Source organism: Dyadobacter sp. CY261, assembly GCF_021440085.1.
Lineage (GTDB): Bacteria > Bacteroidota > Bacteroidia > Cytophagales > Spirosomataceae > Dyadobacter.
On sequence record NZ_JAKCPW010000007.1, the window covers coordinates 162,380 to 187,565 of the forward strand.

Sequence of the window (25,186 nt, forward strand, 5' to 3'; positions counted from 1 at the left end):
CCTTTTTGGCATATGGCCATATGTATTTGTGCATGGTTTTGCTGGTCTTGCGATGATGAGGTCGCGATCGACACCGGATCGGCAGACCCTTTGCTGAATATCGACGCGTGGATCAACAACAAACCGGAGCCGCAGCGCATTCATCTCACGCTTTCGCAGGATTACTTCGATAATAAAAACCTCCCACCGGTGGCTTCGGGGGCAAAAGTAAAAGTAACTGACAGCAACGGGCGTGTTTACGAGTTTGTCGAGGATGCAACCAGCCAAACCGGCGCTTACACCTGGCAGCCGCAAAACGGCGAGGTGCTCGGTAGCGTGGGCACGGCCTATACATTGGAAGTAGAATATCATGGAGAAACCTTTATCGCTACCTCGACGATGAAACGCGTCCCGCCGGTGGACAGCCTCACATTATCCTTTCAGGAGGGTGTGGGAATGATGGACGATATGTACCGGGCCGAATTTTGGGCAAAGGATATTGCCGGGAAAGGCGATACCTACTGGTTACGTGCCTACAAAAATGGCCGTCTTCTTAACAAAGCGAGTGAAATTACAAGTGCTTACGACGCCGGTACAAGTTCGGGAAGCGGGTTTGACGGGGTCACTTTTATCACACCTGTACGCATGGGGATCAATGCCAACGATGTAGATGACGACGACCGGCCCACTTCGCCATTGGTGAACGGAGATTCGGTGTATGTCGAGCTGCATTCCATTAATCTGGTTGCATTCAATTACCTGGCCGAGGTGGTTTCGCAGGCTAACCGGATGGGCGGTATTTCGGAGCTTTTTACATCGGCACCGCTGGCCAATGTCTCCACAAACATTGTAAACACGAATGCGAACGGGTCCGCAGTAGTCGGTTTCTTCAACGTTGCGGCTGTATCCGGGCGCGGAAAAAAGTTCTATTTCTAAAACGATGCAACAAAGGCGTACATTTTCCTGTACAAGTTCACAATTGCCGTTATTTCCTATATGATAGCCACTTTGAGCGTGCCTTCATTCCGATTTTTTTGAACCACCGCTTTTGGCTGCATGTCAGCGGCTGGCTGGCCTTTTTTGCTACACCGTTTATTCTGCCGGCTCCGTTGTTCAATCAGTTGCCGGCCTACTATTTCTATTACCTCGTCGCAACCAAAATCGCCTTCAACCTGGTGTTGATCGCCATATTTTACCTGAACCTGTACAGGTTCACGCCCCAACTGCTGCTCACGCGCAATCTGGGGCGCTTTGCACTGTACATAGGCATACTCCTCGCATTGGTACTACTCATCGACAATACATTTCTCTGGGGGATTCATGACGACCTGGCCAAGTTCATGCAAACGGCCCGGAAAACCGATCCGACATTGCAGGAGCTGCCACGTCAGGAGTTTTTCAGGCCGTTTCAGCTCGCTGCGACCGTATTGTTATTTGCGCTGATCATTCTTGCCAGCTCTCTTTGGGCCGTTGTTGCCGACCGGCTGCATCAGCAGGAATTTGCTCAGCGTATTCTTTTAGAAAAGACCAGTGCTGAACTGGCATTGCTCAGACAGCAGATCAGTCCGCATTTCCTTTTTAATACGCTCAATAACATCCGCTGGCTTACCCGCGTAAAATCCGATCGCGCGGAGGATTCGATCATTGAACTGTCGGAAATTCTCAGGTACATGCTCTATCAGGCGGGTAGCGACAAGGTATTTCTAGCCGATGAAATCACTTATTTAAGCAGATATGTCAATTTGCAGCGGCTCCGGATTCATCCCGAGGCCCGGATCGAATTTGAATGGGAGGGCAACTTCCAGGCGGTAGAGATCGAGCCGTTGTTGTTTATCCCTTTTGTTGAAAATGCATTCAAATTCGGGATCGATTCCGAGCAGTCATCGGTGATATCCATTAGGCTTAGTTTGGCAGGAAATGATCTGCTGTTCACCTGTCAGAACCGCATATTTGAAAAGTTTAATGCCTACCGGCCCGAGCCCCAAAGCGGCATTGGAATCCGGAATGTGCGTAAAAGGCTCGATATGTATTACCCCCGTAACCACAGTTTGCGGGTCGATGATCTGGGACGCATATTTTTAGTTGAATTAAGAATTAACAATTTGATCCATGGGTAAAATGCGATGCCTGATCGTGGATGACGAGCCCTTCGCACTGGAAATCCTTGCCGATGACGTGGGGCGGATTCCAGGTCTGGAACTTGTAAAAACTTGCAGAAGCCCCTTCGAAGCGATGAGAATATTGGAGCTTATTCCAATAGACCTGATCTTTCTGGACATTCAAATGCCTGGTATCACCGGCTTACAGTTTATTGCAGAACTTGAAAATCCGCCACTGATCATTTTTACAACTGCCTTCGAACAGTTTGCCGTTTCCGCATTCGACTTGAATGCACTCGATTACTTGCTGAAACCCATTGCTTTCAAACGACTGGTCGCTTCCGTCGACAGGGCTCAGGCCCTGTATGCCCTCAAAAGTGATTCTTCCAAAGCGGACCTCACGAAGGCCTGTGCCAGTCTGTATGTCAAGTCAGAATATCAGACCATTAAAATTCCGTTTGACGATATTTTGTACATCGAAGGCATGAAAGATTATGTCAAGATATTTATGGTAGGAAAAACCAATCCGGTGCTGACACGGATGAACGTAAAAAGTATTGAGGCCCGCCTGCCCGGCGATACCTTTTGCCGCATACACCAGTCCTTTATTGTGTCCGTCAACAAAGTGGAAGCCTTCCAAAAGAGGAAAGTATGGATCGCCCGAAAGGAGATTCCGGTGGGCGAAAGGTTCTTAAAGAATTTTGGAGTGATTCTTGAGGGAAATCAATTGTCCTGATGTTCAACCTGATCTCATTTGTCCCTTATAATTCAATTTTGTACCATATCCTCTAAGGCAAGAAATATGCTCATCGGATTCTCCGCGATGCGGTTGCACAAGTACAAATACCACTCGTGGCCATACACAATGTAAATTTTGGCCGGATGGCCCGACTGCATTAGCTCGTTCAGTTGGTTGGTGGCAATCCCCAGCAAGCTTTCAAATTCATATAAATGGCCCGGCATTTGGTGCTGCGAAATCAGTTTGCCTGCTTCTTGCTGAATGAGCGGGTCATGCGTTGCAATCGAGCATTTATGGTGGTTTGTTAGCAGCAAGTCCAGGTAACCCAGGTATGTCCGATTCAGCTCGGCCCCGCGCGGTAGCGACAGGCCTTCTTCCGTCTGAAATGCGCCTTTGACAAGCCGGATGCGATTCGGTTTTTCGACTACTTTTTTGAAATCCTCCTTCGTCCGGTGCAGATATGCCTGCAAGGTGATCCCCAGGTTTTCATGGCGGCCTGCCGCGCCAAGGTACATGTCAAGCACATCATCGGTTTTCCCGGCATCTTCCGCGCTGATCATCACTTCGATACCCGACTCTTTCGCCTTCTGACAGATTTGATCCAAATGCCGCTGACAGAGCTCCCGGGAAAGCGCCAGACCAATATGCGACAGATCCAGCGACACACTGGACGTTAGCCCGTTGCTCGCAATGTTTTCGCAAATTGCCAGAAACTCGCCGGTTGCTGTGACCGCTTCCTGCTCATTCCCCACATTCTCGCCCATAAATTCGATGGATGCGGCAAGCCCTTGCCGATTGTAATGCGCAGCGCGCGCTATGGCATCTTCCAGCGTTTCACCGGCGACATATCTGTGAGCGGCTTTGCTAAACAGTTGGTATAGTGTGTTGTTGCCAAGAATGTACTGCTTGGCCTGATCGCTGACCGCTGCTTTTCGAAGTGCAGCCGAGCCTACCGTCATCAGGTTAACGAACTCGGTTTCGGCGTTGAGATTGGTCATGGCTTTGAGTGGATTGGTGATGAAATGCTTGTCTGGCCGGGAACAGCGGGAACCTGGGTTATAGGGTCACCAGTGTCTCGTTGGAAGTAATCTCGTTAAAAGTCATATTGAGAAACAAAGTAACGTCTTTCCCGGCGGTCAGCGGCACGAAATCATTGCCGGTTACTAAAAGCTGATCGTAGCGTGGCTGGCATAACGGAGCTGCGGGCCAACGACTCTTTTGGCATGATTTTTAATCCGAAATATGTAGTTCAGCAAATAACTTCATCTCAACAAATTTAAAGCAATGGAATTCAATTCAAATCCAAACTCAGACCAGGTATATATTAGCACAAATCCGTTTGCTGTGAAAGACAGTGAAAGTGGTAATAGCCGCCTGCATCCGACAAAAGGGGGAAAGCGCCCCAGAATTCAAAAGCCGATTTATTCAGTACGACTTTCGTAAGATTGCCGCACTTGGAGGAACTTTCATTCAGATGAGACCGCGACTAGCTCAACTAGCCGCGGTTTTTTGATATTACTTTACCCTCGTTTCGTCGTTATCAATTATTTCATTGATCAACGCATCGCGTTGAGCGATTGTTTGGTTTAGCTCTGTTGCCTGCTGCTCGGGGTCTGTACCTGCGGGACCGCCAGCAGCGTAGGGCTGGTGGCGAAGGCGACGTTCATGCGGTAACGGCCGGTCAATGATCCGGCTTTTTAGGTACAACCCGCGTGCCTCTACACTTTTGGGGGTTGCTTCCTCACCATTCGAGACACTGGGGGGATTGACAATCGGATCTTCATATTCCTGGCCTGGCTGCGGATTAAACCTGCTGTTGGTCACATCGATAGCGCCGTACTCATCCATAATATGGGCGGCAGCCACCGCCTCGTCTGCACTCGCGGCATGGACCGTGACGATCGTTCCCCGTTTGCCTGCCTCGATGTAGCGTTCAGTCTCGTCATGATCTACATTAAACAATTCTTTAAAGAAATTAGCGACTGTTTCAAAAAAGCTGTCATCCGTTTCGTCGGACGAAGGACTATCTCCCGCCTTGTATGAGGCGGTTTTAAAATCCACATTGCCTTCCCCAAAGCCGTTTGCGAGCAGGTAACTTTGTGCATTTTGCGCATCACTTTCATATTCGAAAATTCCTATGACTGTCTTGGACATAACACAAATAAGTTTGATGAATAAAGCTAGTTAATGCTCCTTTCCTTAAAACATCCATGCCGCAGGATGCAAACTGCGCAAAACGGAAGGGTTCATTTTGCCAACCGTAATGATTCTGCATAGGCATTGGGAAGGATGCTGTTTTCCACCGCTTTGGCCGCTTTTTCAACATCATATTCAAAGCGTATAAATTCTACCGTAATACCTTCTTTGCTTGATGTTGATGTATCTGCATTAATATGAAGGATTACATATCCGCCCCTGGGATCGCCATCCTTTGGTTTACCTATCGATCCAATGTTGATCGCGTGGCGGAAATGATGGGTGCCGTCGGCTTGTGTTGAATCGAGCACCCTGTGGTAAGGTTTGTGGGTATGACCAAAAAGCATCACATCTGCACTGGCCTGCTCCATAATCCGCAGAGTGCTTTTTTCGTCGCGGTCTTCAAAAAGGTATTCGTTGATCCGGCGGGGGCTGCCGTGCACCAGAAGCACCGAAAGGGGCTTGTCGTTCAGCTGGAAGTCCAAACGGATGTGTGCCGGCAGCGTACGCAGGTAAGCCCGCTGCTCGTCTTTGATGATTTCATTTGTAAAGGCAATCGATACTTTACCGTTCTCTTTTTCATCATCTGTTTTGTAAGCGCAGCCGCAGTCGTCGCTGCTTTTTCCGATCCCGAAGTCGTAATTGCCGGCAATGGTAGGGATTCCCCGCTTTCTGATCAGGTCGATAACTTCATTGGGCCAGATGTTATAACCGACCAGATCACCCAAACAATAGATAGCGTCCGTATCTCTGGTTTCAACATCTTTGAAAAACGCCTCCAATGCCGGAAGGTTGGCGTGAATGTCTGAAAAAAGGGCAATTCTCATTTAATAATTAGTTAATTGGAAAACTTGTGCTGTTGTTTCAGTGCGAAATTGACCATCAGGATCAATACAGGCACTTCAATTAGCGGGCCGATCACCGCAGCGAATGCCGCCCCGGAATCAATCCCGAATACTGCGATAGCGACCGCGATCCCGAGCTCAAAATTGTTACCTGCCGCAGTGAAGGCCAGGGAAGTCGATTTGGCATAATCCGCACCTGCACGCTTGGACAAATAGAAAGCCGAGAAAAACATGATCGCAAAATAGATCGTCAGCGGAAGCGCAATGCGCAGGACATCAAATGGTATGCTCACAATCAGCTGCCCTTTCAAACTGAACATCACCACAATCGTGAAAAGCAAGGCAATTAAAGTAATCGGACTGATGGCCGGAAGGAATTTTTTCTCGTACCAGTCTTTGCTAAAAAGCGTGCTTAATACAATCCGGGAAATAATACCGGCCAAAAAGGGGATGCCCAGGTAAATAAAAACGCTCTGGGCGACCTGGCCGATGGTAATATTTACATCAAAACCTTTCAGTCCGAAAAGAGGTGGCAAAACCGTTACGAACACATAGGCGTACACCGAATAAAACAAGACTTGAAAAATGCTGTTGAATGCAACAAGTCCTGCCGCATACAGGCGGTCGCCATTCGCCAGGTCATTCCAGACAATGACCATCGCAATGCAGCGGGCAATGCCGATCATGATCAGCCCGGTCATATATTCTGGCTTATCTGGCAAAAAAATCACGGCCAGGCCAAACATCAGCAGCGGCCCGATAATCCAATTTTGAACCAGGGATAGCCCCAGGATTTTAGTGTTATTAAACACCTTTGGCAGCTCCGCATAACGCACCTTGGCCAGGGGTGGGTACATCATCAGTACAAGGCCAATAGCGAGTGGAACATTGACGCCCGGCGCACCGGTTGAACCTGAATTAAACTGGTTGATGAAATCAGGTGTCCCAGGCAAAAAATAGCCGATTGACACGCCGAGCAGCATGGCAAGAAAGATCCACAGGGTCAGATAGTGGTCTAAAAAAGAAAGACGTGGGTTATTCATGCGGTTTGATGCTTTAAATTCCGTTTCATGACGACAGCGGATGAAGGGCAAAGGCCGCTAAACTGCCGGGTTTGCTGAATTGCTTCCGGAACTTGCTCGCGATCCACAGGCATGAAACCATACCGGTCAAAATAATGGACTGCTGTGTTTGTGATCAGATAAACTGCTTGTAATCCCTGCTGGTCAGCATTGACTAGAAGCTGTTCAACCATTTGGCCGGCAATACCTTGGCCTTGATGAGAAGGACTGACAGCGACCGAACGCAGCAAGCCAAGGGATCCTAACAGTTCTAGGCCGGCGACACCAACAAGAACCCCGCCCTCTTTGGCCAAAAGGAAATCGGGCAGGCCATTTGGCAGATCTTCGGTAAGAAGGTCAGCTTCTTTGAGCAAGCTGATCACCAACTCTTTTTCTTCCGGCCGGGCATTTTCAATTTGTAGTGTCATCGTGTTTGTTGGTTGCTTAGCAGCATCCGGAGCCAGGCTGGCAGCTGGCTCCATCCGAGGTAACTAATTCCAGTTCTTGTTTTGCAGGGGCACAGCATGATGCTTCTGCTGACGTTGTGCCACAGCTTTGGTTGCGGGTGAGCGCCTTGCATTGTGTGAAGTCCGGAACAAGGTTAACCGTGAATGCTTCACCGTCGGCAATAAACTCACCAGGATACATTTGCCGTGTATCGAACTTTGAATTTCCAAATTCGATCTTAACGGTTGCATTGGGGTTCAGGGGCAAGGTTTTCTCAACCAGGTTCACGATTTTTAGTGCCTTACCCACTTTCATGGAACGGTCTGCCGCTTTTACAGAAGGCTCCCAGAGTTGGACAATTACTTCTGTCCAGCTGTTCATTTGCCCGCCGCAGTCCACAGAGACAATCGGGGCTTGCTTGATTTCGGTGATGTGGTAAGAACTATCGACAAACCTGCCTTCTTCGTATTGGAATTGAAGGTGTAAATCTGGATTTTGTTCGAGGGTGTTTTTGAAATCACCCCATGTCATCGGACTCGGTTGGCTCATGGTTTCTATTGGTTAAATGTAATATTACGATTAATTTGCTCAAAAAAACACCCTGCCTAGTTACAGCAGGAGGTGGTAAGTGTAAAGGTGTCCAGCAATGTTCCAAATGCTTGTTGTGCTTCTGACCACACAATTGGGTTAATGCAATAGCAAACCCGCGGTGGATTGATTTCACCGTGAATGATGCCGATCCGTTTCAGCTCTTTCAAATGTTGGGAAACTGTGGCTTGGGCAAGTTCGAGCTCATCGACCAGGTCTCCACAAACACAGGACTTTCTGGCGATCAGCAGTTGCAGGATCGCAACCCTGGCCGGATGTGAGAACGCTTTGGCCAGATCCGCGATCCGGTTTTGCTGCTCAGTGAATATTTCGGTTTTCGTAACTCCCATGCTGCAAATATAGGAGACAAGTTATTAATTGCAATATTACGATGAATTTTTCTTGTGTGATTTGATCAAACGGCCCTTTTTGAACGAAGTAGTTTCTAAAATTAATATGATTTAATGTCGAATTTTCGCTACGCACTTTTGGTCATAAAGTGGTCTACGCTTCTAATTTAAGGGATTGATAGTCTTTTGGCGCATTTTCCCAGGGGCCAGCTATACCATAGCGTTACTTGAAAAGTTGAATTTTTTCTTTACAAAATTTAAATTACCAGCGCCCTTTGATACTATAAAATTCACCTATGAGAACAATACTACTTGTAACAGGTCGAAACCTGAAACTTACCGGCATTAAACGACTCTTATCCGATTCGTATTTGGACGCGGCAGTCAATGAAGTCGGCTGTGAGGATCTTACCGCATACTTACAATCGGGCGCAAGCCCCGACCTTATTATTTACGCCCCACGCTCGGTTGGACGGCTAGGCAAGAAGTTTCTGCGGGTAAAGGCCCTGGCCGGGAAAGCTAAATTTCTGGTTTATTCGCAGTTCAGGCACGATGAGCAGAAACTGTTCGATTATCTGGCAGTTGGTGTAAATGGAATCCTGGCGACTAATGCTCAACTCACCGAGCAACAACGGGCACTGGATACAGTGCTTCGTGGCGATTCATTTGTTGATGTAATGACCCGAGGTAACATGCTCGGGCGCACGATCGGTTGAAATTCAAGTTTGTTACGCACCCGCAACATTTGCAATCATGAACACATAATAGTTGGCGCAATGCAGACAAGTCAACAAAAAAAGTTCCTTCCTGGCGAGCGACTCAAAGCGGTCAGCGGTAGTGAGCTGGTAGTCATAGGTCAGGTTTTTCCATTTCAGTTCAGGTTTCATTACTAAAAGCTCATTGCTGTCCTGGTCAATAAGTACAAACGATTCCTTGAAAATACCCCGGTGCTTAAAAAGGTAGCCTTTCTCCTGCCTGTTAAAATAGGTTTGCAGAACAATGTCCCCGTCCCAATTCATTGTGAAGGTTAGCAACCGGTTGTCGGCTTCTTTTAACTCAATGGTTGTGCCCCAAAAACCTTTGGGTTCAAGTTGATAGGTTGGATGATTTGCCATTTCAACTAATGCATGGAAGGTAAACCAACTTTTGTAAGAAAGTTTGCCAATTAATCCGCCGTTTTGAGTCAAATCAAACGACAAGGAGCTGGTCGATTTTGCTTGATAGTCTGCCATGATCTTGCTATTGTTTTGATTAGGTAATGTATCTGACTATAAACCCTGTTTCAATTTTTCCATTTCGGCGATCGTTTCTTTCAGTTTATCGAGCACACGCCCATACATCAAGCGCACTTCCCATCTGTAAATCTTAGCTGAAAAATAGAACATCAGCAGGATTGTCAATCCTGCGAACAGCAGTGCTATCAATGAGATATCCCCGATAATTAGCAGGTCCGGAAATCTGTGACGTATTTTCAGGTTCAGACCCTGGTTATTCCAGGCAGACCATATTGTACTGATCGCAATCAGATAATAGAGCGGATAAGAGAAACGGGCTATTTTTTCACTTTTCAGGAAGACGTCCCTTAGCCATCGATCCAAAGATTTGAGATATTCCAGACTGGTTGCTCCCTGATCCAAAGATTTGATGCTATCTATTTGCCTTTTGTTGTACCATGCCGTTAGCAACAGTAATAAAGATCCGGCAGCACCTTCCCAAACGGCATCCAGCACGTAATATATCAAGGGGAAAACAATGGCCGTGCCAATAATCACAACCAAATTGATCCTGAACATCCTTTCCATTTTGTCAACCAGGTGCTTCGATTTCTGATTGTATAAATCATTAATTTTGGGCGCAACCAGGCTGGTCTCATTCAGAAAGCCCTCCTTCCAAATGGCCTCAATCGAATTTTTCATCGAGTATCTTTTTTAAACGCTCCCTGATTCTGTTCACCCGGACACCAATATTGTTCGCATTTGTGTCCAGAATTTCGGCAATTTCCTGATAAGTCTTTTCGTCCAAATAGAGCAGGATCACCGCCCTGTCGACTTCCGACAAGCATTTTATGGCAGCATACAATTGGTTGAGAGATTCGTCCTCAAAACGCCCGGTTTTCCGTAATGATCATATCCGGTAAAACATCCGATGTGAAAAACGTTCGGCCATTGCTTTTCTTCTTTTTGAGCAGTGTCAGGCACACGTTAAGCGAAATGCGGTAAACCCAGGTTGACCATTTGCATTGATCGTGGAAGTTATCCCTGGTTCGCCAAATTTGCAGACAAACCTCCTGGTAATAGTCCTCAAAATCCTCCTGCGAATTAGTATACGCCCGACAGATCTTGATGATGATGGCGGCAAAGGGTGAAATCGATATGTGGTAAAAATCTGTACTCACCTGGTTTGTATTGCTCTGGCCGCAATGCCCGATGCGTTTTTTGAGTGCGACCTTGTGTTATTAGTGGCCGATTTTGAAAAACATTACACCCGCAAGGAAATTTTTTATTTGTTTCCCGGTTACAACTGTTTGCGCTTGGCGGGCATCTTGCTATTAAAAATCAGTGAATTATGAATAAAGTATCGCTATTTATTTTAGTCTTGATTGCGTTTGGTCAATGCAAGACGAATGATCTGGAACCGGTACCGGAAATTGCCTCCATTGTAGGCAAATGGAAGGTAACTGCTTACAGCCGGACAGTGGGGGATTCATTAATTACTGAATCGGTGTTAAAAGATGAAACAATTATCATGGTGATACGTCATGACGGTGTCATTGCTGATGAACAAGGTAGACAGCGATGCTGCTCGCCTTCAAAGTATTTGTTCAATGGTAAAGAGTTTATTCCGAAACCAGCAGCCACTGTGGATCCTGCCGATTGTAGTCTAGTTCTATGTAATCCTTGCATGGAAATGAAAATAACCACGCCAATGTCGGACCCAAACGTGCTGGCAATAGAGTGCGATGGAAGCTATACCTGGTATGTTCGGGAAAAGTAGCGTAAATTAACAGTGTACTCTGGCGCTTTCCCTCTGAGAACGCAATACGAAACACGGGATGTTGGAAAGGCTTGACTTGTTTTTCAAGGCATTGTCAAAAACCTGATACCTATGGATAATTTGAACAAGCAGATGTTAATGGCAGCGGCTGCTGGTGATCTGAAGACTGTCGAAAGAATGGTCAACTTGGGAGCAGATATAAACCATACTGATCAATGGGGCAATTTTGCGATGTTTACCGCTGCGTGGGAAGGTAATATAACGGCATTGGATTTATTTCACGAGTTGGGAGCCAAAGTTGCATATGAGGATGCTAACCTACTTTGTAATGCGGCGTACAATGGGAAACCGAATTCGGTAAAATGGCTATTGGATAAAGGTGAGGACGTAAATTTCTCATTCACAAAGACCGGAGAGAATGCCTTGCATTACACCATTTCTAAAAGAAGTGAAATGCACGAGCGGGAGGACATTGTGCGGATTTTAATAGCGGCGGGCATTGATGTAAATAAAAAAACATTCCCAGGTGAGACAACTCTCTGCTTCATGCGTGACGCTTATCTCAAAGGGGAGACTCCACTACACAGGTCCGCAGCGTACGGAAGCACGACGATTATCAAAATGTTATTAGATGCGGGCGCCAACCCTTCAGCGAAAGATGCAAACGGCGATACCCCTATATCTTGGGGAAGCTGGCACTTACGGGATGCCGACGCGTTGCGTTTACTGGTTTACGATGGGGTTCCTGGCATTCATTAGTCAAAAGCAATAACCAGACGACTACGAAATGCATTGATACAGAATAAATATCAGTGCGATGAAAAAGATGACGGTTGTAAATATGGACTGAATTCTAAATACGGTTTGGTTCGGCTCTTTTTCTCCGCAATTAGGGCAAAACTCAGCCGTCCGGGAGACGGGCTGGTTGCAGGCACGACAAGGAATCAGTTTCGACATAAGCTGGTTTTTGTGCATAGATAGTGCATAATGGATTGAAATACCTGTGCAGAATTACAGAAGGCATTTTAATCGGTTCAATGCAGGAAAGTGGTTATATCAATGGGAAATAGCATGGGCGGCTAACATTTCCTTCAAGTCGTTCACATTGCTACATACGCCTGCAACGCGACCATGTTTATCGATGAGCATGTGCGTGGGATATGCATTAATGTTCAGGGTGTCGTTCAGGTAACTCTTCTTATCGCCAACAACAGCATAATCGAATTTTCTATTTTTCAGAAACTTCTGCAATGCGCTCCGTGGATCCATGGCGATGCTCAGAAATACCACATCTTTTCGCGCGCGGTTACTTGCCACAATCTCATTCAGCTCGGGCATTTCAGCAATGCAGGGCAGGCATCCGATAAACCAGAATTTCATAACGACGAATTTGTTGCCGGTAGTCGCCGCGTCGAAAATCTGGCCATCGATCGTTTTGTATCCGAAGCCTTGCAGCGGTTTGCCAATTTTGAGAAAATCTGCGAAATCACTGTAGGCCGTCGCACGAAGCTGGTTGCGGATGGTTTCCTCCGTGTCGACGTCTAACTTTTTAAGTTGATACTGAATGGCTGTATCCTCCTGGGTGTATTTCAAAACCGCATATTCGCCTGTGCTATATTTCTGCATAAACGAGTCCAGCGGAATCACTTGTGCATCGGTATCGAAAGGTGTGAAATGCTTGTAAAACTTGATGTTTTTGGAATGGTAATCCCACCAATGCGGAAAGTCGGAGAGCAATTTTTCCGTGCCCGCGACCTGTTTTCCCAATTTTGTGCTGTCGCCTGAACAGGACAATATCAGGATGGTGAGCATAGCAAGAATTGCGTTGATCGGCAGCTTCATGGTATTAATTGATTGATCGATGCATGATTAACCCCAATTATTTTTGATGCACTCACGTCTGGTGCTCCAAAAATCGGCTCCCCGGCAATTGTCCGGGGAGCCGGTTTTTTAGGAAAGTCATTGATGCAGTTGCTGGACATACGCCTTCAAAGGAATCCCGTTGCGTTTTTAATTGACATAATAGTTCTTCAAAAGCACATTTTTAGCTGCGCCATAGCGTAATGTCCACGATTCCTTCCTCGTATCCGGCAAGGTATGTTCCAGGACGAGGCTGTACGAATCGACATTGGCGAACCGGTTCTTCCACGAATCGAACTGCTGCTTTGCATCGAACCCGGTGATCAGATCCGACGGACTGAACCTGCTTTTTAAATCATCGATATCTCCGGACGACAGGTTGGTATCAAACGACGTCGGTGCAGTCAGGTTCTCCCAGCGTTCGAGGAAATTGAATGACGAAGTCCAGACCAGATCGCCATTTTCATCAAACAGGAGCGGCAGCTGTGTCATGCCGTAATACGTCACCGCCACCTCGTAATACCGTTTGCCGCCATGAAGGATCGTTACTGTTGCCTGCACAAACTGCAATTCATTCTTTGAGGACAGGTGACCCTTATCGGTGTCGTTGAGCAGCGGCAATGCGGCTATTGCGGCAGGGTTCGGCGTATTTCGATCGCTTACAAACTGCTTGATCTTGTCGGGAAGGTCGTCGATATGGCGTGTCTGGTAAACATGCTCGATGTGGTCCATCAACTGCGGATATTTACCGACTATTTTCGCGGTATAGGTTACTCCATTGAGCTGATAATCGGCAAAATTATACTGAGGAAATGCCGGAGCCGACTGAAACAGGTCGTCTGCAACGCGCACGTTGAAGAAAGTGCCCCCCTGAACGCTTGTTCCATCAAATAATGCCTTCAAGGAATCCGACAAATCACCATTTACCTTTCGTTGGGCTTCCAGAATATCGCTCCGGTTGGAGATAAGCGTAAATGGTACCCCATGCTGGCTGAACCGGATCAGATACACTTTGTCCTTTTCAAGTACGGATGGATCCAGTTCGGTATGCCCGGGATAACGTTCATCAATGGTATTTTTGATCGCATCCGGGAGCATACCAGGCTCAGGTATAACGTGGTCCTGAAGAGAACATCCCTGAATGAATGCAACCAGCAACAAAGCAATAGCAAGACTACTTCTTTTCATATCGTCGGATAATTGGTTTAATCATCCAACCTACACATAATTGTGAGGTCTCGCTGCATGGATATGACACAAGATGCGAAATTATTTTACGCTACCACATTTGAATTTACAGCCGGAGCAACTGTTTCTGACCAGTTCTCATCCCGGCATTTCCTGCGGCACGTTCTCCTGCATCAATCCATCGAGCTGGCTAACCACTTCTTTCTCAAACGCCTGTATTCCAGAAATTGGATCAATAGCGCTGTGCCCGTTCCAAAACAAAGTGGCCAGAGATAGGTGCCGGGAAGTATTTGTGGCAGGTTGGCAATCGATGGATGTTGCCAAATGAATGCTGCGCCGATGATCAGCAGGAGGGCTACCAGGCTAAGCAGCATATAGAGCAATTTTTGCCTTGCCTGCTGCTTTTTCTTGAAAATAAGCCGTTCCACCCGGAATGAAAGCCCGTAGGACAAGCCCTTGGCGGGTTCTTTGTTCAGTGCACCAAAAACCAGTTCGTAGGCCTTCAAATCTTCTTTTGTGGCATTATCTGAATCCAAAGGTGCCGGTGAATTAAGATCCAGCCATGCCTGGATACGTTTGTCCCGTTCATTCATTTATTTTCGTGTTTAAGATAAAGTTCAACGCTTTCTTTAAGCAGTTTTCGGGCACGGAAAAGATAGTTTTTTACAGTTCCTTCCGGCATACCTGTAATCAGTTCTATCTCCGGATATGAAAACTCATCCAGGTGATATAAGGTTAAGACTGTTCTGTATTGAAGCGGCAGCTGTGCAATCAATTGATGTACATAATGGGTTATGTCCTTTTCGGCCAGCACCTGCTCGGGTGTCACGGTTGTAAGATGAAAGTGTTCCAGGTCGTCAGTAAGCTCGGAAGTTCTCATTTTTCGGTACTTTCTCAGATAGTCTATCGCAGTCAGGTAAGCAATGCGGGCTATCCAGGTGGATAACTTCGACTGAAAGGCAAACATCTTCAAATGATTGTGGACTTTCAGGAATACATCCTGGCAAATATCTTCGGCGTCAGCCTGATCCAGGGTCAGCCGGTGAACCACGTGAAAGACCAGCCGTTCGTACTGATTGACCAGTAACGCAAAAGCTTTGATATCCCCATGTTGTATCTTCAGGACGACCTCCTTTTCATTGAACATGCGCAGTAGACGGGGGCTTGCTTCCAAAAGTTGCAGAAATAAAGGCAAATATATTGCAACCTCTCAGCGGTAGCGCCCGTCTACTGGCCATTAAGCAATCTAACATCGAATCTTATGGGCGGGATCGTCTTATTTATAGCAATTGCCTACGTCATTTCGGCAATATTTAATTTCTTCCTTCGCAAACAAGTTTTGGATTCAGGGCCTATTGACGATAATGCATTGGAATTTCTGAAAAGTCTGGCGTCTTTCGGACCGCCGGAACCGCTCAAATGGGGCGTCTTAAGTCTGTTCGGAGGTATCGGTCTGGTTGTGATCGAATTTTTACCTTTTAAATTAAATGAGTCGCCTTTGCCGTACGGCGTCGAGGCGATTTTTCTTGCCATCGGCTTTCTGACCTACCATTACATGTTGCGCATGCCAAGGCGCTGACCGGCAGTATAACCCACCGCAATTTTCCAGTTTCTCACCAGTCCTCGCAAAGCGCTGACACAGGGCTTCTGTGCCTCATCGAAACGGCTTTTATCACAATCACTATCATAGCTATGAAAACAAAACAACTAGCCATACTGGCTTTTATCATAATATCCACAGTGCTGGCATGGCCTATAACCTGCCGCGGTCAGATTGCGTCAACTGAATACAGGCTTTCAGGCAAAGTGGCCGATTCCACCTCGCAGCAAGCACTGGAATTTGTCACGGTATCGCTGATTTCCGATAGTAGTCAAACAATGAAAGCTGATTATTCGAAAGCCGACGGCTCCTTCTTGTTAGCGGATATCAAGCCGGGAGTATACTCGCTGGTGTTGACGATGGTTGGCTATAAGACAGTCATAATGCCCATTATTCTGAACGATAGTGTCGGTATGGGACGTGATCTGGGTGTTGTTTTATTGGTCCCCCAGGCGATCGGCTTAACAGAAGTGCTCGTGAAAGCCGCCAGGCCCATTGTTACCCAGCAAATCGACCGGCTTACCTATGATTTGCAGGCTGATCCCGACAGCAAGGTGTACAATGCATTGGAAATGATGCGTAAGGTGCCGTTCTTATCGCTGGACGGAGATGAGAACATTTTGCTGAAAGGCAGCCGTAACTACCGGGTGTTTATTAATGGCAGGCCCTCCGGTTTGGTCGAGCGAAACCCCAAAGATGTCCTGCGCACCATGCCTGCTTCAAGTATTGTGCGGATTGAAGTCATCACCAATCCGCCTGCCAAATACGATGCGGAAGGAATGGCCGGTATTATCAACATTGTTACCAGCAAAAGCCTCGAAAATGGCGTTAAGGGCTCGATAACCCTTAGCGAACGTTTTCCGGTAGGTGGGCCTGGGCTGGGTGGATCCGTGTCGGCCCAAAGGGGGAAGCTTGGCATATCTGTACTGGGCGGCGCAAGCCTATACAGGATACCGTTAACGGATAACGAACTCGACCGGGTGACACCTGGCCCGGAGCCGACCATGCTTAATCAGGCTGGAAAAAGACGGTCCAGGCAGCGAAGCGGGTACCTTGGCTATGAAGTAAGTTATGAAATCAACGACCGGCATTTACTAACGGGCCAGCTTAACATCAACGGTAGCCGGACACGGGCAACCGTCAGCCAAAGGTCATTGCTCGACGCAGGTGCATTGCAAGGTTACGACCTGAATGCAGCTAACGCCTTGTCGGGAAGTTCGTTCGACGCTGCATTTAACTATCAGCTGGGTTTTAAGGCAGGCAAGGACCGGCTCTTGACGATATCTTATCGGTATTATGGCTATGATGATGACCAGCATGACCAGGTTGCATTGACTAATAGGAGGAATTATGAATCTCCTGACTACCAGCAGCTGAATGACCAGCGTTTTGACGAGCAGTCGTTTCAGCTCGACTATGTTTCGCCTGTCAAAAAGGTCAATGCTGAGATTGGTTTAAAGGCCATTCTGCGCCGGAACAACAGTAATTTTGAGTACCGCTCGTTCAACGACGGCCAGTTCGAAATGGATCCTGACCTAAGCAATCGGTTCAGTTACAACCAGGATGTGTTGAGTGCTTACAACTCCTATGAATACGCACTGGGTAACTGGGGTTTGCGTGCCGGTGTGAGAGTAGAGCAGACGTTGATCAAGGCTGATTTCCTTTCAACCAATTCCACGGTCGCTCAGCGTTATACCAATGTCATACCTTCACTGGCTGTAAGCCGCAAACTAAAAAATAATGGAATGGTAAAGATCGGCTTTGTCCGGCAGATATCCAGACCCAGTATCCAACGTCTTAACCCTTTCGTCGACCGTTCAAACCCCAATGTGGAAACGAGCGGTAACCCGAACTTGCGTCCATATACTTTCAACCGCATTCAGCTAAGCTATGGCGTGTCGGCAAAGGTTTCGCTGAATCTAGGTCTGGACTACACATTTGTGCGCAACATTGATTTTCGCATTACAAGGTTTGATTCTTCTGCCAATATCAGCCGTAGTACCTACGAAAACACCGGCTCGGGCGATGCGGTTGACTTTTCATTGAGTACCCGGTATCCCGTCACCAAAAACTGGGATATCAATGTCAACGGTATGCTCACCTTTATATCTGCAGCCGTGGGCAACCCGCCGTCGCGAATAAGTACCCGGATCGTTCAATACAACGTTACGCTGTCCACGGCATATCGGTTAGGAAAAGGATGGAGAATCAACGCCAGTCTGAATCCGGTGAGCCGCAGTTTCAGGTCCCCGCAGGAAAAGGCCAATGGCCTGCTTGCATCATCGTTCGGTGTCACAAAAGAGATCATCGAAGGAAAGCTATCGTTGTCTGTCATGGTCGCCAACCCGTTTACTACCTACCGGACCAACGCGGTTCGGGCGGTCGGGACAACATTCACCCAGTACCGCAGTAGCAGGGACTATTTTCGTTCGTTCAACATCAACCTCACTTATAACTTTGGCAGGCTGAAAGATGCGATTAAAAAGAATAAGCGAGGAATTAAAAACGATGATATCAATAAATAGCCAACATTGGGGAGGCGATCGGCCGAAAGCGGTAGGCGCGGCAACTCGCCCGGCTCAGCGCATTCTCGGCACTTCCCAAACCTTGAAAATCTGATCGTTCACCAACTTGGTCACTTTCCCCCCGGGCCCTTTTTCAAAATGGAGTTTCCAGGAATCGGCCCGGAGGAATAAGTCCGTTTCTGATGCGGCGCCGAGCTCCCACTTGGGCTGTCCGGGAAGCTGCAAATAGAGTTTTCCGGCTTCGCGGCTGACGGTTAAGTGCCATTTGTCGTCGCCGTAGTTACCCAAAAGCAAGTTACTTTGCGCCTCGGTAAGTTTCACTTCTACCACCCGCTCCACCAATGGCGTGATCGCATTGTACCAGAACCGGTGCCAGGCCGGCGAGCCCCAGCCAAACACAATGCCGGTTTGCAATGTACAGATGAGCAAAGTGCCAAACCATGTGATAAAGTGAATGCGTTTTAAGCTGAGCCAGTCGTAAACGAACAAGGGGATCAGTAATATGTCCAAATAAATAAAGCGGATAAAAAGGATTTCCTGAATGCCCGGCAAGAAGCGGATCCGGTCAATACCGGCTTGTATGACGATCATCGTCGCCAGGAAAAGCAGTCGTTTGTGAGCCGCCGCCCTCTTCCTGACCAGCATTCCCCAGGAAAAGAAAATTCCGAACAGAATTTGTAAGTACAACTGAATGAACAGAATATCAAACTGTCCGCCAGGCTCCGGCGGATTATTGACGATCAGCGCACGGACCGTGACGACTACCAGCGATACCCAGACAAGTATGCCAAATACAAAACCGGTCTGTCCTAGCTGTTTGTGACGTTTGATATTGCCATTTGCTACCAGCAGGGTTTGGGCCAGAAAAATACCCATCCACGCCGTCATGATCAGGCCATGCACATGTAAAAACCAATGCACTTTTATTTCCTCTTGGATGATCATCTGATAGTCCGGGACAAACCCGAGTGCAACCAGAATAGGGAATAGAATGGCCATTGAAACAAAAAAGTAGCGGCCTTTATGGATGGTGATGCTTTGGGGATTTTTATGTTCTAATTGAATTTCCATGATGCAGGTGTTAGAGGTTCGATTTGATATACTGAATGCTCATTCTCGGAATGTAGGGTGATTATGGCCGAGGTAGGGTGATATCTGTTTGGGACAGAATGTAAATGAAGAACCGTAACACACTGTCGAACGAAAACCAGCAGATTGCCAGGAAAACGATCCAGTAGGTGATGGTCAGGATTAGCAATAATGCCTGTTCCTGATTGCGCGGGTAAGTTTTCATTTTTCGATCCGTGATAAGTATTCACGAAGGTAACTGTCTCACACAGCCAGGAGCTAGCAAGATCAGCCCTCAATGTGGCAATCTCGTCACGTGCAGAAACCAGAAAATTTGGAATGGGAAAATCTTGTAACGCTTGTAACAAAAGCTGTCAAACTGGTAACCGATAATGGCTATACGTCTTGGTGCAGGTGCCAGTTAATGGCTGCGGTCCAGCTCGGCGGCAAATGCAGATGGCGTCTTGCCGTACTGCTCCTGGAAGCATTTGGAAAAATAGGAATGCGAGGTAAAACCGACCTGATCGGCAATTTGGGATACCGTACCGCTGTTGGCCGACAGCAATTGCGCTGCACGTTGCAGACGGATCGTCTTCACGAAATCACTGGGCGATTGGCCGGTTAGAGCTTGCAGTTTGCGGTACAATTGCATCCGGCTCATGCCAATCTCCTTCCCGAAGGTTTCTACATTGAAATTCTCATCAGACATAAATTGCTCAATAACAGCCATGGCACGACTCAGAAATTGCTCGTCGACGGAAGATATGGCGATGTTGACAGGCTGCAAAACCACCTCGCGGCTGTATCGTTCTTTGAGCCGGCGACGGCCTTCGATGAGGTTGCCGACGCGGATTAATAGCTCCTTCACTTCAAATGGTTTGGTAAGGTAATCGTCTGCACCGGTTTCCAGTCCCTGCAATCTGTTTTCTACCGAAGTTTTGGCCGTCAATAAAATCACTGGAATGTGGCTCGTGTTCTGGTGCGTTTTCAGACGTTGACACAGCTCGATGCCATCCATTTTGGGCATCATTATATCGGAAATGATCAGATCCGGAATTTGCTCCTGCGCCAGTTGATATCCTTCGGCACCATTGATTGCTTCGACTGTTCGGCAGCCAGAATGTTCTGTAAGTGCGTGTTTTATAAAATCACGAAGATCTGCATGATCCTCCACAATGAGCACCAGCGGAGTTTCCGGATCTTGATTCGAAATTATTGATGCCGGTTCATCGGACACCGGCGCGTCGGCAGCTTCATCGGATTGAATGCTCATTGCTTCGATTGGCGCTGTACTTTGCTGAACAAATTGAGCAGCATGAAGCATTTCCAGCGGCAGGGAAACGACAAACTCGCTTCCCTGCCCCAGAGAACTGGATGCGGTAATGCGCCCCTGGTGCAATTCAACCAGTTCACGTGCGAGGGCGAGGCCAATTCCGGAACCCTCGTGCTCGCGGGCGAGCGAATTGTCAATCTGATGAAAGCGGTCGAAAATCCGTTCAAGCTGGTCGGCCGGCAGTCCCGGACCATTGTCTGTCACTTTTAATTCAACCCAAACAAAAGGTTTTTCAGACGGCTCGCGCTGAATTTCCGGTATTGGCGATATTTGCAGCGATATGAAAATCTGACCATGGCTGGGTGTAAACTTGAAGGCATTGGAAAGCAGATTGTTCAGAACTTTTTCCAGTTTATCGCCATCAAAACTTAACCAAAGGCTTCCTTCCGGGACTACGATCCGGAATGTGATGCCGCTCCGGCCGGCAATAGACACAAACGAACCGGCTACGCGCTTTACAAAATGGATCAGGTCCCCGGGTTGCACATCCAGTTGCATCCTGCCTGCTTCGAGTTTTGACAGGTCAAGCAATTGATTGACCAAATGCAGCAATCGCCTTCCGTTTCTTTGCATACTCCGGAACGGGGACGCGTAGGGGTCGGAATCCGGCATATTGGTAAGCCAGTGTTCCAATGGGCTGAGAATGAGCGTAAGCGGCGTGCGGAATTCGTGTGTGATATTGGCAAAGAAATCAGATTTAAGACGGTTGATTTCCAGTAGCTGCTGTGCTTTTATCTCGCGGATCTTCAATGCCGTTTTGGTGCGTTCTCGCCGGAGCAAAAACTGCCACCCAGCGAAGAAAAGCCCTGCGAGCATCAACGCATATAATGCATAAGCCCATCCGGTGCGCCACCACGGAGGTGAAATCAGGATGGTAATGGACTTTTCGACCCAAATTCCGTCACTGTTGGCTGCCCGCACCCGGAATTTGAATTTACCGGGCGGCACATTCGCATAATTGGCGGTACGTTCGGCGCTCACAGAATGCCATTCCGGGTCGTAATCTTCGAGTTTGTAGGCGTATAAATGAAGTTCGGGGTGGCGAAAGTCGATTGCCGCAAAATCAATGGAAAAAATATTCTGATCATGGCCCAGCTCGATGGAGTTGCCATGAAACGTGATCACCTGGTTACGAACCCGAAAAGCAGAGAAGTTCAGTATCGGGGCGATTGGGCGCTCTCTCAGTAATTCTTCCGGATGGAAATGAAAGTACCGCTCCATACTTCCGAAATAAATCCGGCCGTCACGCCTTTTGTAGCCAGCCCCAAAGAAGAAATCTTCCCCGGGCGAAATACCGTAGTTAATCCCAAACAAGCGTAAAGACCGGCGATTGGCACTTATGGCCCCAATACCGGTAGACATCGCCGCCCAGAGAACGCCATTGTCGTCTTCCAACAACGCTTTTACAAATGGGAGCGGCTTGGCCGACCCGGGATCTTTAAACGCCACAAAAAAGCCGTGTTTGCGGTCATAATAATGCAGTCCCGTTGTTGAGGCCACCCAGAGCGTACCCGCAGCGTCTTCGACAAGATCGGTCACGGTGCTCCATGGCAGGAAGTGTTTGAACTTACCTGTCGCCCGGTCCATCAAATTGAGCCCGCCGCCATTAGTCCCAACCCAGAATGCCCCGTTATGGTCTTCTAAAACGGTGAGTATGTAATTATTACTAATGGAACTACTATCCTTGTCTTGATGGCGATAGTGGCTGAATGTCCCGGTTTTACTATCCAGCCTGTCCAGGCCGCCGGCAGTTAAAACCCAGTTTGTCCCGGCGCGGTCCTGATAAAAACCGGCAGCTTCTCCGGGGCTGATGCTGAATGCATTGGATGGATCGTGCCGATAGTGGGTAAATCTGCGGGAAGAGTGCTGGTAACGATATAATCCGTTATTCCAGGTTGAAATCCAGCGATCTCCTTGTCCGTCAGAATTTAACCGCGTCACATGATCGGTCAGGAGTGTTGTCTGTTTTGCGGCCTGAGCTAACCAGTTATCGGCTTTTTTCGAGATAAAATCACCGGTCGTCAACCCGGCAATCGTGCCGATCCAAAGCGTAGCCGTGGAATCCTCCTCAAAATAATGGACACCCGAACGCATTTTTACTAGTTTGATCGGGCCGTCGGTTGTCGTGATCTTGATCAGATGCCCTGGAATGGTCCCCATCCAAAGCGTACCGTCACGCGCGCGACAGGCGGAAAAAAGGTTAAAATCCGGCAAGCCTTCCGCGGGTGTTTTGAATGATGTTACAAGTCCCGATTTCGGATCGTACCGGTTTGCACCCGCGTCGAGTGTTCCTATCCAGATCGCACCTGCCGCATCTTCCGTGATAAACCGGATTCCGTTTGAGGCGAATTGACGAAGGTTCTTTTCTTTGTGAAAAGGCCTGCTGAGTCTGTCAGTATGTGCTTCCTGAAAAGGGTATCGTGTGAATTTACCTGTTTTGCGATCAAGTATGTGTAAGCCATCCCCGCCTGTTCCGACCCAGAAGGTTCCCCGGCTATCTTCAAAAATAGCCAATACCCTGTTTTCTACCAGACTACTCGAATCGGTGCGACTGTGCCGGTACCGCGTGAATGTGTCCGTTTTCCGGTCGAGCTTGTTGAGGCCGCCATCCATGATTTTGGTACTGCCCTGATCGCCCGTTCCGACCCAGATCGTACCTTGTCTGTCTTCGTAAATACGGCTGACGTGTGGGTCGCTTAAAGTCCGGGGATTGTTGGCAACAGATAAGTATGGAATAAACTTTTGGGTTGCTTTCTCAAAACGATACAACCCGCCGGCCGTCCCGATCCAGAGATTGCCCAAATGGTCTTCCAGGAGCGCACTGATAGCGTTGTCTTCATACTTGTAGTCTTTTCGTTTGATAACCTGATAATGCCTGACCTCTCCTGTTTCCGGGTTAAGACAATCCAGTCCCGCGCTCCACCCACCGATCCAGATCAGTCCGTCGCGGGTGGGGCAAACGGTGCGGACATTATCCCCGGCCACAGACTTGGGATTTTTCGGGTCGTGTTGGTAAACATTCCAGGTATAGCCATCAAAGCGGAGTAGTCCCGAACCGGTGGCAAGCCAAAGGTAACCTCTCTCATCCTGACGAATATCCGCGATCTCATGAGGATCAATGCCCGGGGGCATACTAACCGTTTCAAGTTTTGGATTTTGTGCAGAAAGATTCATTACTCCCGTAAAGAAGAGCAAAGCGGCAAGCGAGAAGCGTAATGCGACCTGCACCATGGTAGCCTGGCAAGATTAGAGGTCAAGCTAGTTTATTTTTCTTAAAATCAGGTATTTATATTTAAAAATTAGGCACAGAGAAATAAGCCCGCAAATATTTCCCGCCCGACCCGATCTTTTTGATAGTCCTGTATCATTTTGATAGCCGGTTGTAATTAGTATAAAAATGTAAATACTTCATTTGCAGGTAATTTGTTTTCGAAACTGAGCGTGGGCACGGGTTTGGCTTCACTGTAAGCAGATTTGGCATGGCAAGTTGCCGGCCAGCGTTGACACAGATTTCAGTTACGATTATGATTACCCGGTTTCAAGTCTATTCTTACTTCATCGGGCAGCTCCCGAAACTGTTACGCAAAGAATTTCGTGAGAACGCATTATCCCGGAAGGGTTACAACAAACCTATTACAGCCATGGATATTCTCAGCAGGGATGACCCCGGCCCGTCCGATGATGAGGCGGGGGAGAGGGAGAATGAGTCAGAAGATGAACATTAAATGCCCTGGAAATGAATGCAATGAAACGTATCCGAAGACAGGTCCTTGCACTCGACGGTCTGTCGGCGGTCCTCATGCTAGGCGCAATGCCGGCCGAAATGCGGTCTGCCGTGCTGGTTGCAGTGGCAACCAACCAGCAGCCTATCGGTCAAATATATCAGCAACATTATCCTGACGGACCATTATCAGACGTCCTATCAAAAAATGAGAACACCCTATCATTTTGATAAGGTCTTCGAGGCGTCTGAGTCTGTGTTTTGAAGGTATTTCATTGTAAAACAAGTAGTTGTGTTTTTGTTTTTTTCTGGGCACCGTCTTGTTAGATACTGGTAATGACAGTTTAGATAATCGAAAAAAATGCTCTTAATATTCATCCAATCCATTTTAATCATGTTAACAATCCTCTTAATTCTTGCCGGGCTATTGTGCTTTGCAATCTTCTATGGTTCGGTAAACTACTTTGAAAAAATCTGATTATGGCAGCGCTATTGATCGTCGCGATCCTCGTGTTTGTGTACATGTGCTATGTACTTGTCAAACCTGAAAAATTTTAACCTGACCGGAAATGGCAACCAAGGAAACTAGGGCC

Annotated in this window: 29 protein-coding genes; 11 read left to right on the forward strand and 18 right to left on the reverse strand. The window is 47.7% G+C overall.

The window, feature by feature from the left end; translation table 11 throughout:
• Positions 1–12: 12 nt before the first annotated feature.
• The 3 genes from LZD49_RS20245 (at position 13) to LZD49_RS20255 (ending at position 2,814) form a co-directional block, all read left to right on the forward strand.
• On the forward strand, positions 13–915 hold the full coding sequence (locus LZD49_RS20245) for a DUF4249 domain-containing protein (protein WP_234669394.1): 903 nt from the start codon (positions 13–15) through the stop codon (positions 913–915).
• 98 nt (positions 916–1,013) lie between these two features.
• Entirely contained in the window at positions 1,014–2,096 is a 1,083-nt protein-coding gene (locus LZD49_RS20250; protein ID WP_234669395.1) for a sensor histidine kinase, read from the forward strand.
• Positions 2,089–2,814, forward strand: coding sequence for a LytTR family DNA-binding domain-containing protein (locus LZD49_RS20255; protein WP_234669396.1), 726 nt, complete (start codon positions 2,089–2,091; stop codon positions 2,812–2,814). The genes LZD49_RS20250 and LZD49_RS20255 overlap by 8 nt, the downstream gene beginning before the upstream one ends.
• 32 nt (positions 2,815–2,846) lie before the next feature.
• Here the strand turns inward: LZD49_RS20255 and LZD49_RS20260 are convergent, their stop codons facing one another.
• The 7 genes from LZD49_RS20260 to LZD49_RS20290 form a co-directional block, all read right to left on the reverse strand.
• A complete protein-coding gene (locus tag LZD49_RS20260) occupies positions 2,847–3,815 on the reverse strand; it encodes a proline dehydrogenase family protein (RefSeq protein ID WP_234669397.1) in 969 nt (322 codons plus the stop codon).
• Between the two features lie 517 nt (positions 3,816–4,332).
• A complete protein-coding gene (locus tag LZD49_RS20265; RefSeq protein ID WP_234669398.1) occupies positions 4,333–4,971 on the reverse strand; it encodes a hypothetical protein in 639 nt (212 codons plus the stop codon).
• 92 nt (positions 4,972–5,063) lie between these two features.
• Positions 5,064–5,840, reverse strand: a complete 777-nt coding sequence (locus LZD49_RS20270; protein WP_234669399.1) for a metallophosphoesterase — start codon at positions 5,838–5,840, stop codon at positions 5,064–5,066.
• Between the two features lie 11 nt (positions 5,841–5,851).
• Positions 5,852–6,901, reverse strand: coding sequence for an ACR3 family arsenite efflux transporter (gene arsB, locus LZD49_RS20275; RefSeq protein WP_234669400.1), 1,050 nt, complete (start codon positions 6,899–6,901; stop codon positions 5,852–5,854).
• Positions 6,898–7,347: an arsenic resistance N-acetyltransferase ArsN2 gene (gene arsN2, locus LZD49_RS20280; protein ID WP_234669401.1), complete on the reverse strand. Its 450-nt coding sequence runs from the start codon at positions 7,345–7,347 to the stop codon at positions 6,898–6,900. The genes arsB and arsN2 overlap by 4 nt, the downstream gene beginning before the upstream one ends.
• Positions 7,348–7,363: 16 nt before the next feature.
• Positions 7,364–7,915 carry a DUF6428 family protein gene (locus LZD49_RS20285; RefSeq protein ID WP_234669402.1) on the reverse strand — a complete coding sequence of 184 codons (552 nt, stop codon included), beginning with the start codon at positions 7,913–7,915 and terminating at the stop codon, positions 7,364–7,366.
• Positions 7,916–7,971: 56 nt separating this feature from the next.
• Positions 7,972–8,304 carry a helix-turn-helix transcriptional regulator gene (locus LZD49_RS20290; protein WP_234669403.1) on the reverse strand — a complete coding sequence of 111 codons (333 nt, stop codon included), beginning with the start codon at positions 8,302–8,304 and terminating at the stop codon, positions 7,972–7,974.
• Positions 8,305–8,600: 296 nt separating this feature from the next.
• Between LZD49_RS20290 and LZD49_RS20295 the strand changes: the two genes are divergently transcribed.
• Positions 8,601–9,020, forward strand: coding sequence for a hypothetical protein (locus LZD49_RS20295; protein ID WP_234669404.1), 420 nt, complete (start codon positions 8,601–8,603; stop codon positions 9,018–9,020).
• 12 nt (positions 9,021–9,032) lie between these two features.
• Here LZD49_RS20295 and LZD49_RS20300 read toward each other — a convergent pair whose 3' ends face one another.
• The 4 genes from LZD49_RS20300 to LZD49_RS20315 are packed head-to-tail and all read right to left on the reverse strand — an operon-like array spanning position 9,033 to position 10,699.
• On the reverse strand, positions 9,033–9,536 hold the full coding sequence (locus LZD49_RS20300; RefSeq protein ID WP_234669405.1) for a hypothetical protein: 504 nt from the start codon (positions 9,534–9,536) through the stop codon (positions 9,033–9,035).
• 36 nt (positions 9,537–9,572) lie between these two features.
• The gene (locus tag LZD49_RS20305) at positions 9,573–10,220 is read right to left on the reverse strand and encodes a hypothetical protein (protein WP_234669406.1); all 648 of its coding nucleotides are present in this window, start codon (positions 10,218–10,220) and stop codon (positions 9,573–9,575) included.
• A complete protein-coding gene (locus LZD49_RS20310) occupies positions 10,204–10,362 on the reverse strand; it encodes an RNA polymerase sigma factor (protein ID WP_234669407.1) in 159 nt (52 codons plus the stop codon). Before LZD49_RS20310 ends, LZD49_RS20305 begins: the two co-directional genes overlap by 17 nt.
• Before the next feature lie 40 nt (positions 10,363–10,402).
• Positions 10,403–10,699, reverse strand: a complete 297-nt coding sequence (locus LZD49_RS20315) for a sigma-70 family RNA polymerase sigma factor (protein ID WP_234669408.1) — start codon at positions 10,697–10,699, stop codon at positions 10,403–10,405.
• A 170-nt stretch (positions 10,700–10,869) separates the two neighbouring features.
• On the opposite strand from LZD49_RS20315, the gene LZD49_RS20320 reads away from it, so the two are divergent.
• A complete protein-coding gene (locus tag LZD49_RS20320) occupies positions 10,870–11,298 on the forward strand; it encodes a hypothetical protein (RefSeq protein ID WP_234669409.1) in 429 nt (142 codons plus the stop codon).
• A 111-nt stretch (positions 11,299–11,409) separates the two neighbouring features.
• The gene (locus tag LZD49_RS20325; protein ID WP_234669410.1) at positions 11,410–12,057 is read left to right on the forward strand and encodes an ankyrin repeat domain-containing protein; all 648 of its coding nucleotides are present in this window, start codon (positions 11,410–11,412) and stop codon (positions 12,055–12,057) included.
• A gap of 297 nt (positions 12,058–12,354) precedes the next feature.
• Here the strand turns inward: LZD49_RS20325 and LZD49_RS20330 are convergent, their stop codons facing one another.
• From LZD49_RS20330 to LZD49_RS20345, 4 genes are all read right to left on the reverse strand, one after another.
• A complete protein-coding gene (locus LZD49_RS20330; protein WP_234669411.1) occupies positions 12,355–13,140 on the reverse strand; it encodes a TlpA disulfide reductase family protein in 786 nt (261 codons plus the stop codon).
• 168 nt (positions 13,141–13,308) lie between these two features.
• On the reverse strand, positions 13,309–14,346 hold the full coding sequence (locus LZD49_RS20335; RefSeq protein ID WP_234669412.1) for a hypothetical protein: 1,038 nt from the start codon (positions 14,344–14,346) through the stop codon (positions 13,309–13,311).
• Positions 14,347–14,519: 173 nt separating this feature from the next.
• Positions 14,520–14,939, reverse strand: coding sequence for a hypothetical protein (locus LZD49_RS20340; RefSeq protein ID WP_234669413.1), 420 nt, complete (start codon positions 14,937–14,939; stop codon positions 14,520–14,522).
• A complete protein-coding gene (locus LZD49_RS20345) occupies positions 14,936–15,493 on the reverse strand; it encodes an RNA polymerase sigma factor (RefSeq protein ID WP_234669414.1) in 558 nt (185 codons plus the stop codon). Before LZD49_RS20345 ends, LZD49_RS20340 begins: the two co-directional genes overlap by 4 nt.
• A gap of 114 nt (positions 15,494–15,607) precedes the next feature.
• Here LZD49_RS20345 and LZD49_RS20350 point away from each other — a divergent pair, with 114 nt between their 5' ends.
• On the forward strand, positions 15,608–15,925 hold the full coding sequence (locus LZD49_RS20350) for a hypothetical protein (protein WP_234669415.1): 318 nt from the start codon (positions 15,608–15,610) through the stop codon (positions 15,923–15,925).
• Between the two features lie 113 nt (positions 15,926–16,038).
• On the forward strand, positions 16,039–18,471 hold the full coding sequence (locus tag LZD49_RS20355; RefSeq protein WP_234669416.1) for an outer membrane beta-barrel family protein: 2,433 nt from the start codon (positions 16,039–16,041) through the stop codon (positions 18,469–18,471).
• Between the two features lie 54 nt (positions 18,472–18,525).
• Here the strand turns inward: LZD49_RS20355 and LZD49_RS20360 are convergent, their stop codons facing one another.
• The 3 genes from LZD49_RS20360 to LZD49_RS20370 form a co-directional block, all read right to left on the reverse strand.
• Complete coding sequence (locus tag LZD49_RS20360) at positions 18,526–19,542, reverse strand: hypothetical protein (RefSeq protein ID WP_234669417.1); 1,017 nt, start codon at positions 19,540–19,542, stop codon at positions 18,526–18,528.
• Positions 19,543–19,603: 61 nt separating this feature from the next.
• Entirely contained in the window at positions 19,604–19,765 is a 162-nt protein-coding gene (locus LZD49_RS20365; protein ID WP_234669418.1) for a hypothetical protein, read from the reverse strand.
• 195 nt (positions 19,766–19,960) lie between these two features.
• Positions 19,961–24,103: a two-component regulator propeller domain-containing protein gene (locus LZD49_RS20370; protein ID WP_234669419.1), complete on the reverse strand. Its 4,143-nt coding sequence runs from the start codon at positions 24,101–24,103 to the stop codon at positions 19,961–19,963.
• Between the two features lie 248 nt (positions 24,104–24,351).
• Between LZD49_RS20370 and LZD49_RS20375 the strand changes: the two genes are divergently transcribed.
• The 3 genes from LZD49_RS20375 (at position 24,352) to LZD49_RS36130 (ending at position 25,151) form a co-directional block, all read left to right on the forward strand.
• A complete protein-coding gene (locus tag LZD49_RS20375) occupies positions 24,352–24,597 on the forward strand; it encodes a hypothetical protein (RefSeq protein ID WP_234669420.1) in 246 nt (81 codons plus the stop codon).
• An 11-nt stretch (positions 24,598–24,608) separates the two neighbouring features.
• The gene (locus LZD49_RS20380) at positions 24,609–24,824 is read left to right on the forward strand and encodes a hypothetical protein (RefSeq protein ID WP_234669421.1); all 216 of its coding nucleotides are present in this window, start codon (positions 24,609–24,611) and stop codon (positions 24,822–24,824) included.
• 249 nt (positions 24,825–25,073) lie between these two features.
• Positions 25,074–25,151, forward strand: coding sequence for a potassium-transporting ATPase subunit F (locus tag LZD49_RS36130; RefSeq protein ID WP_409021343.1), 78 nt, complete (start codon positions 25,074–25,076; stop codon positions 25,149–25,151).
• Positions 25,152–25,186: the final 35 nt, after the last annotated feature.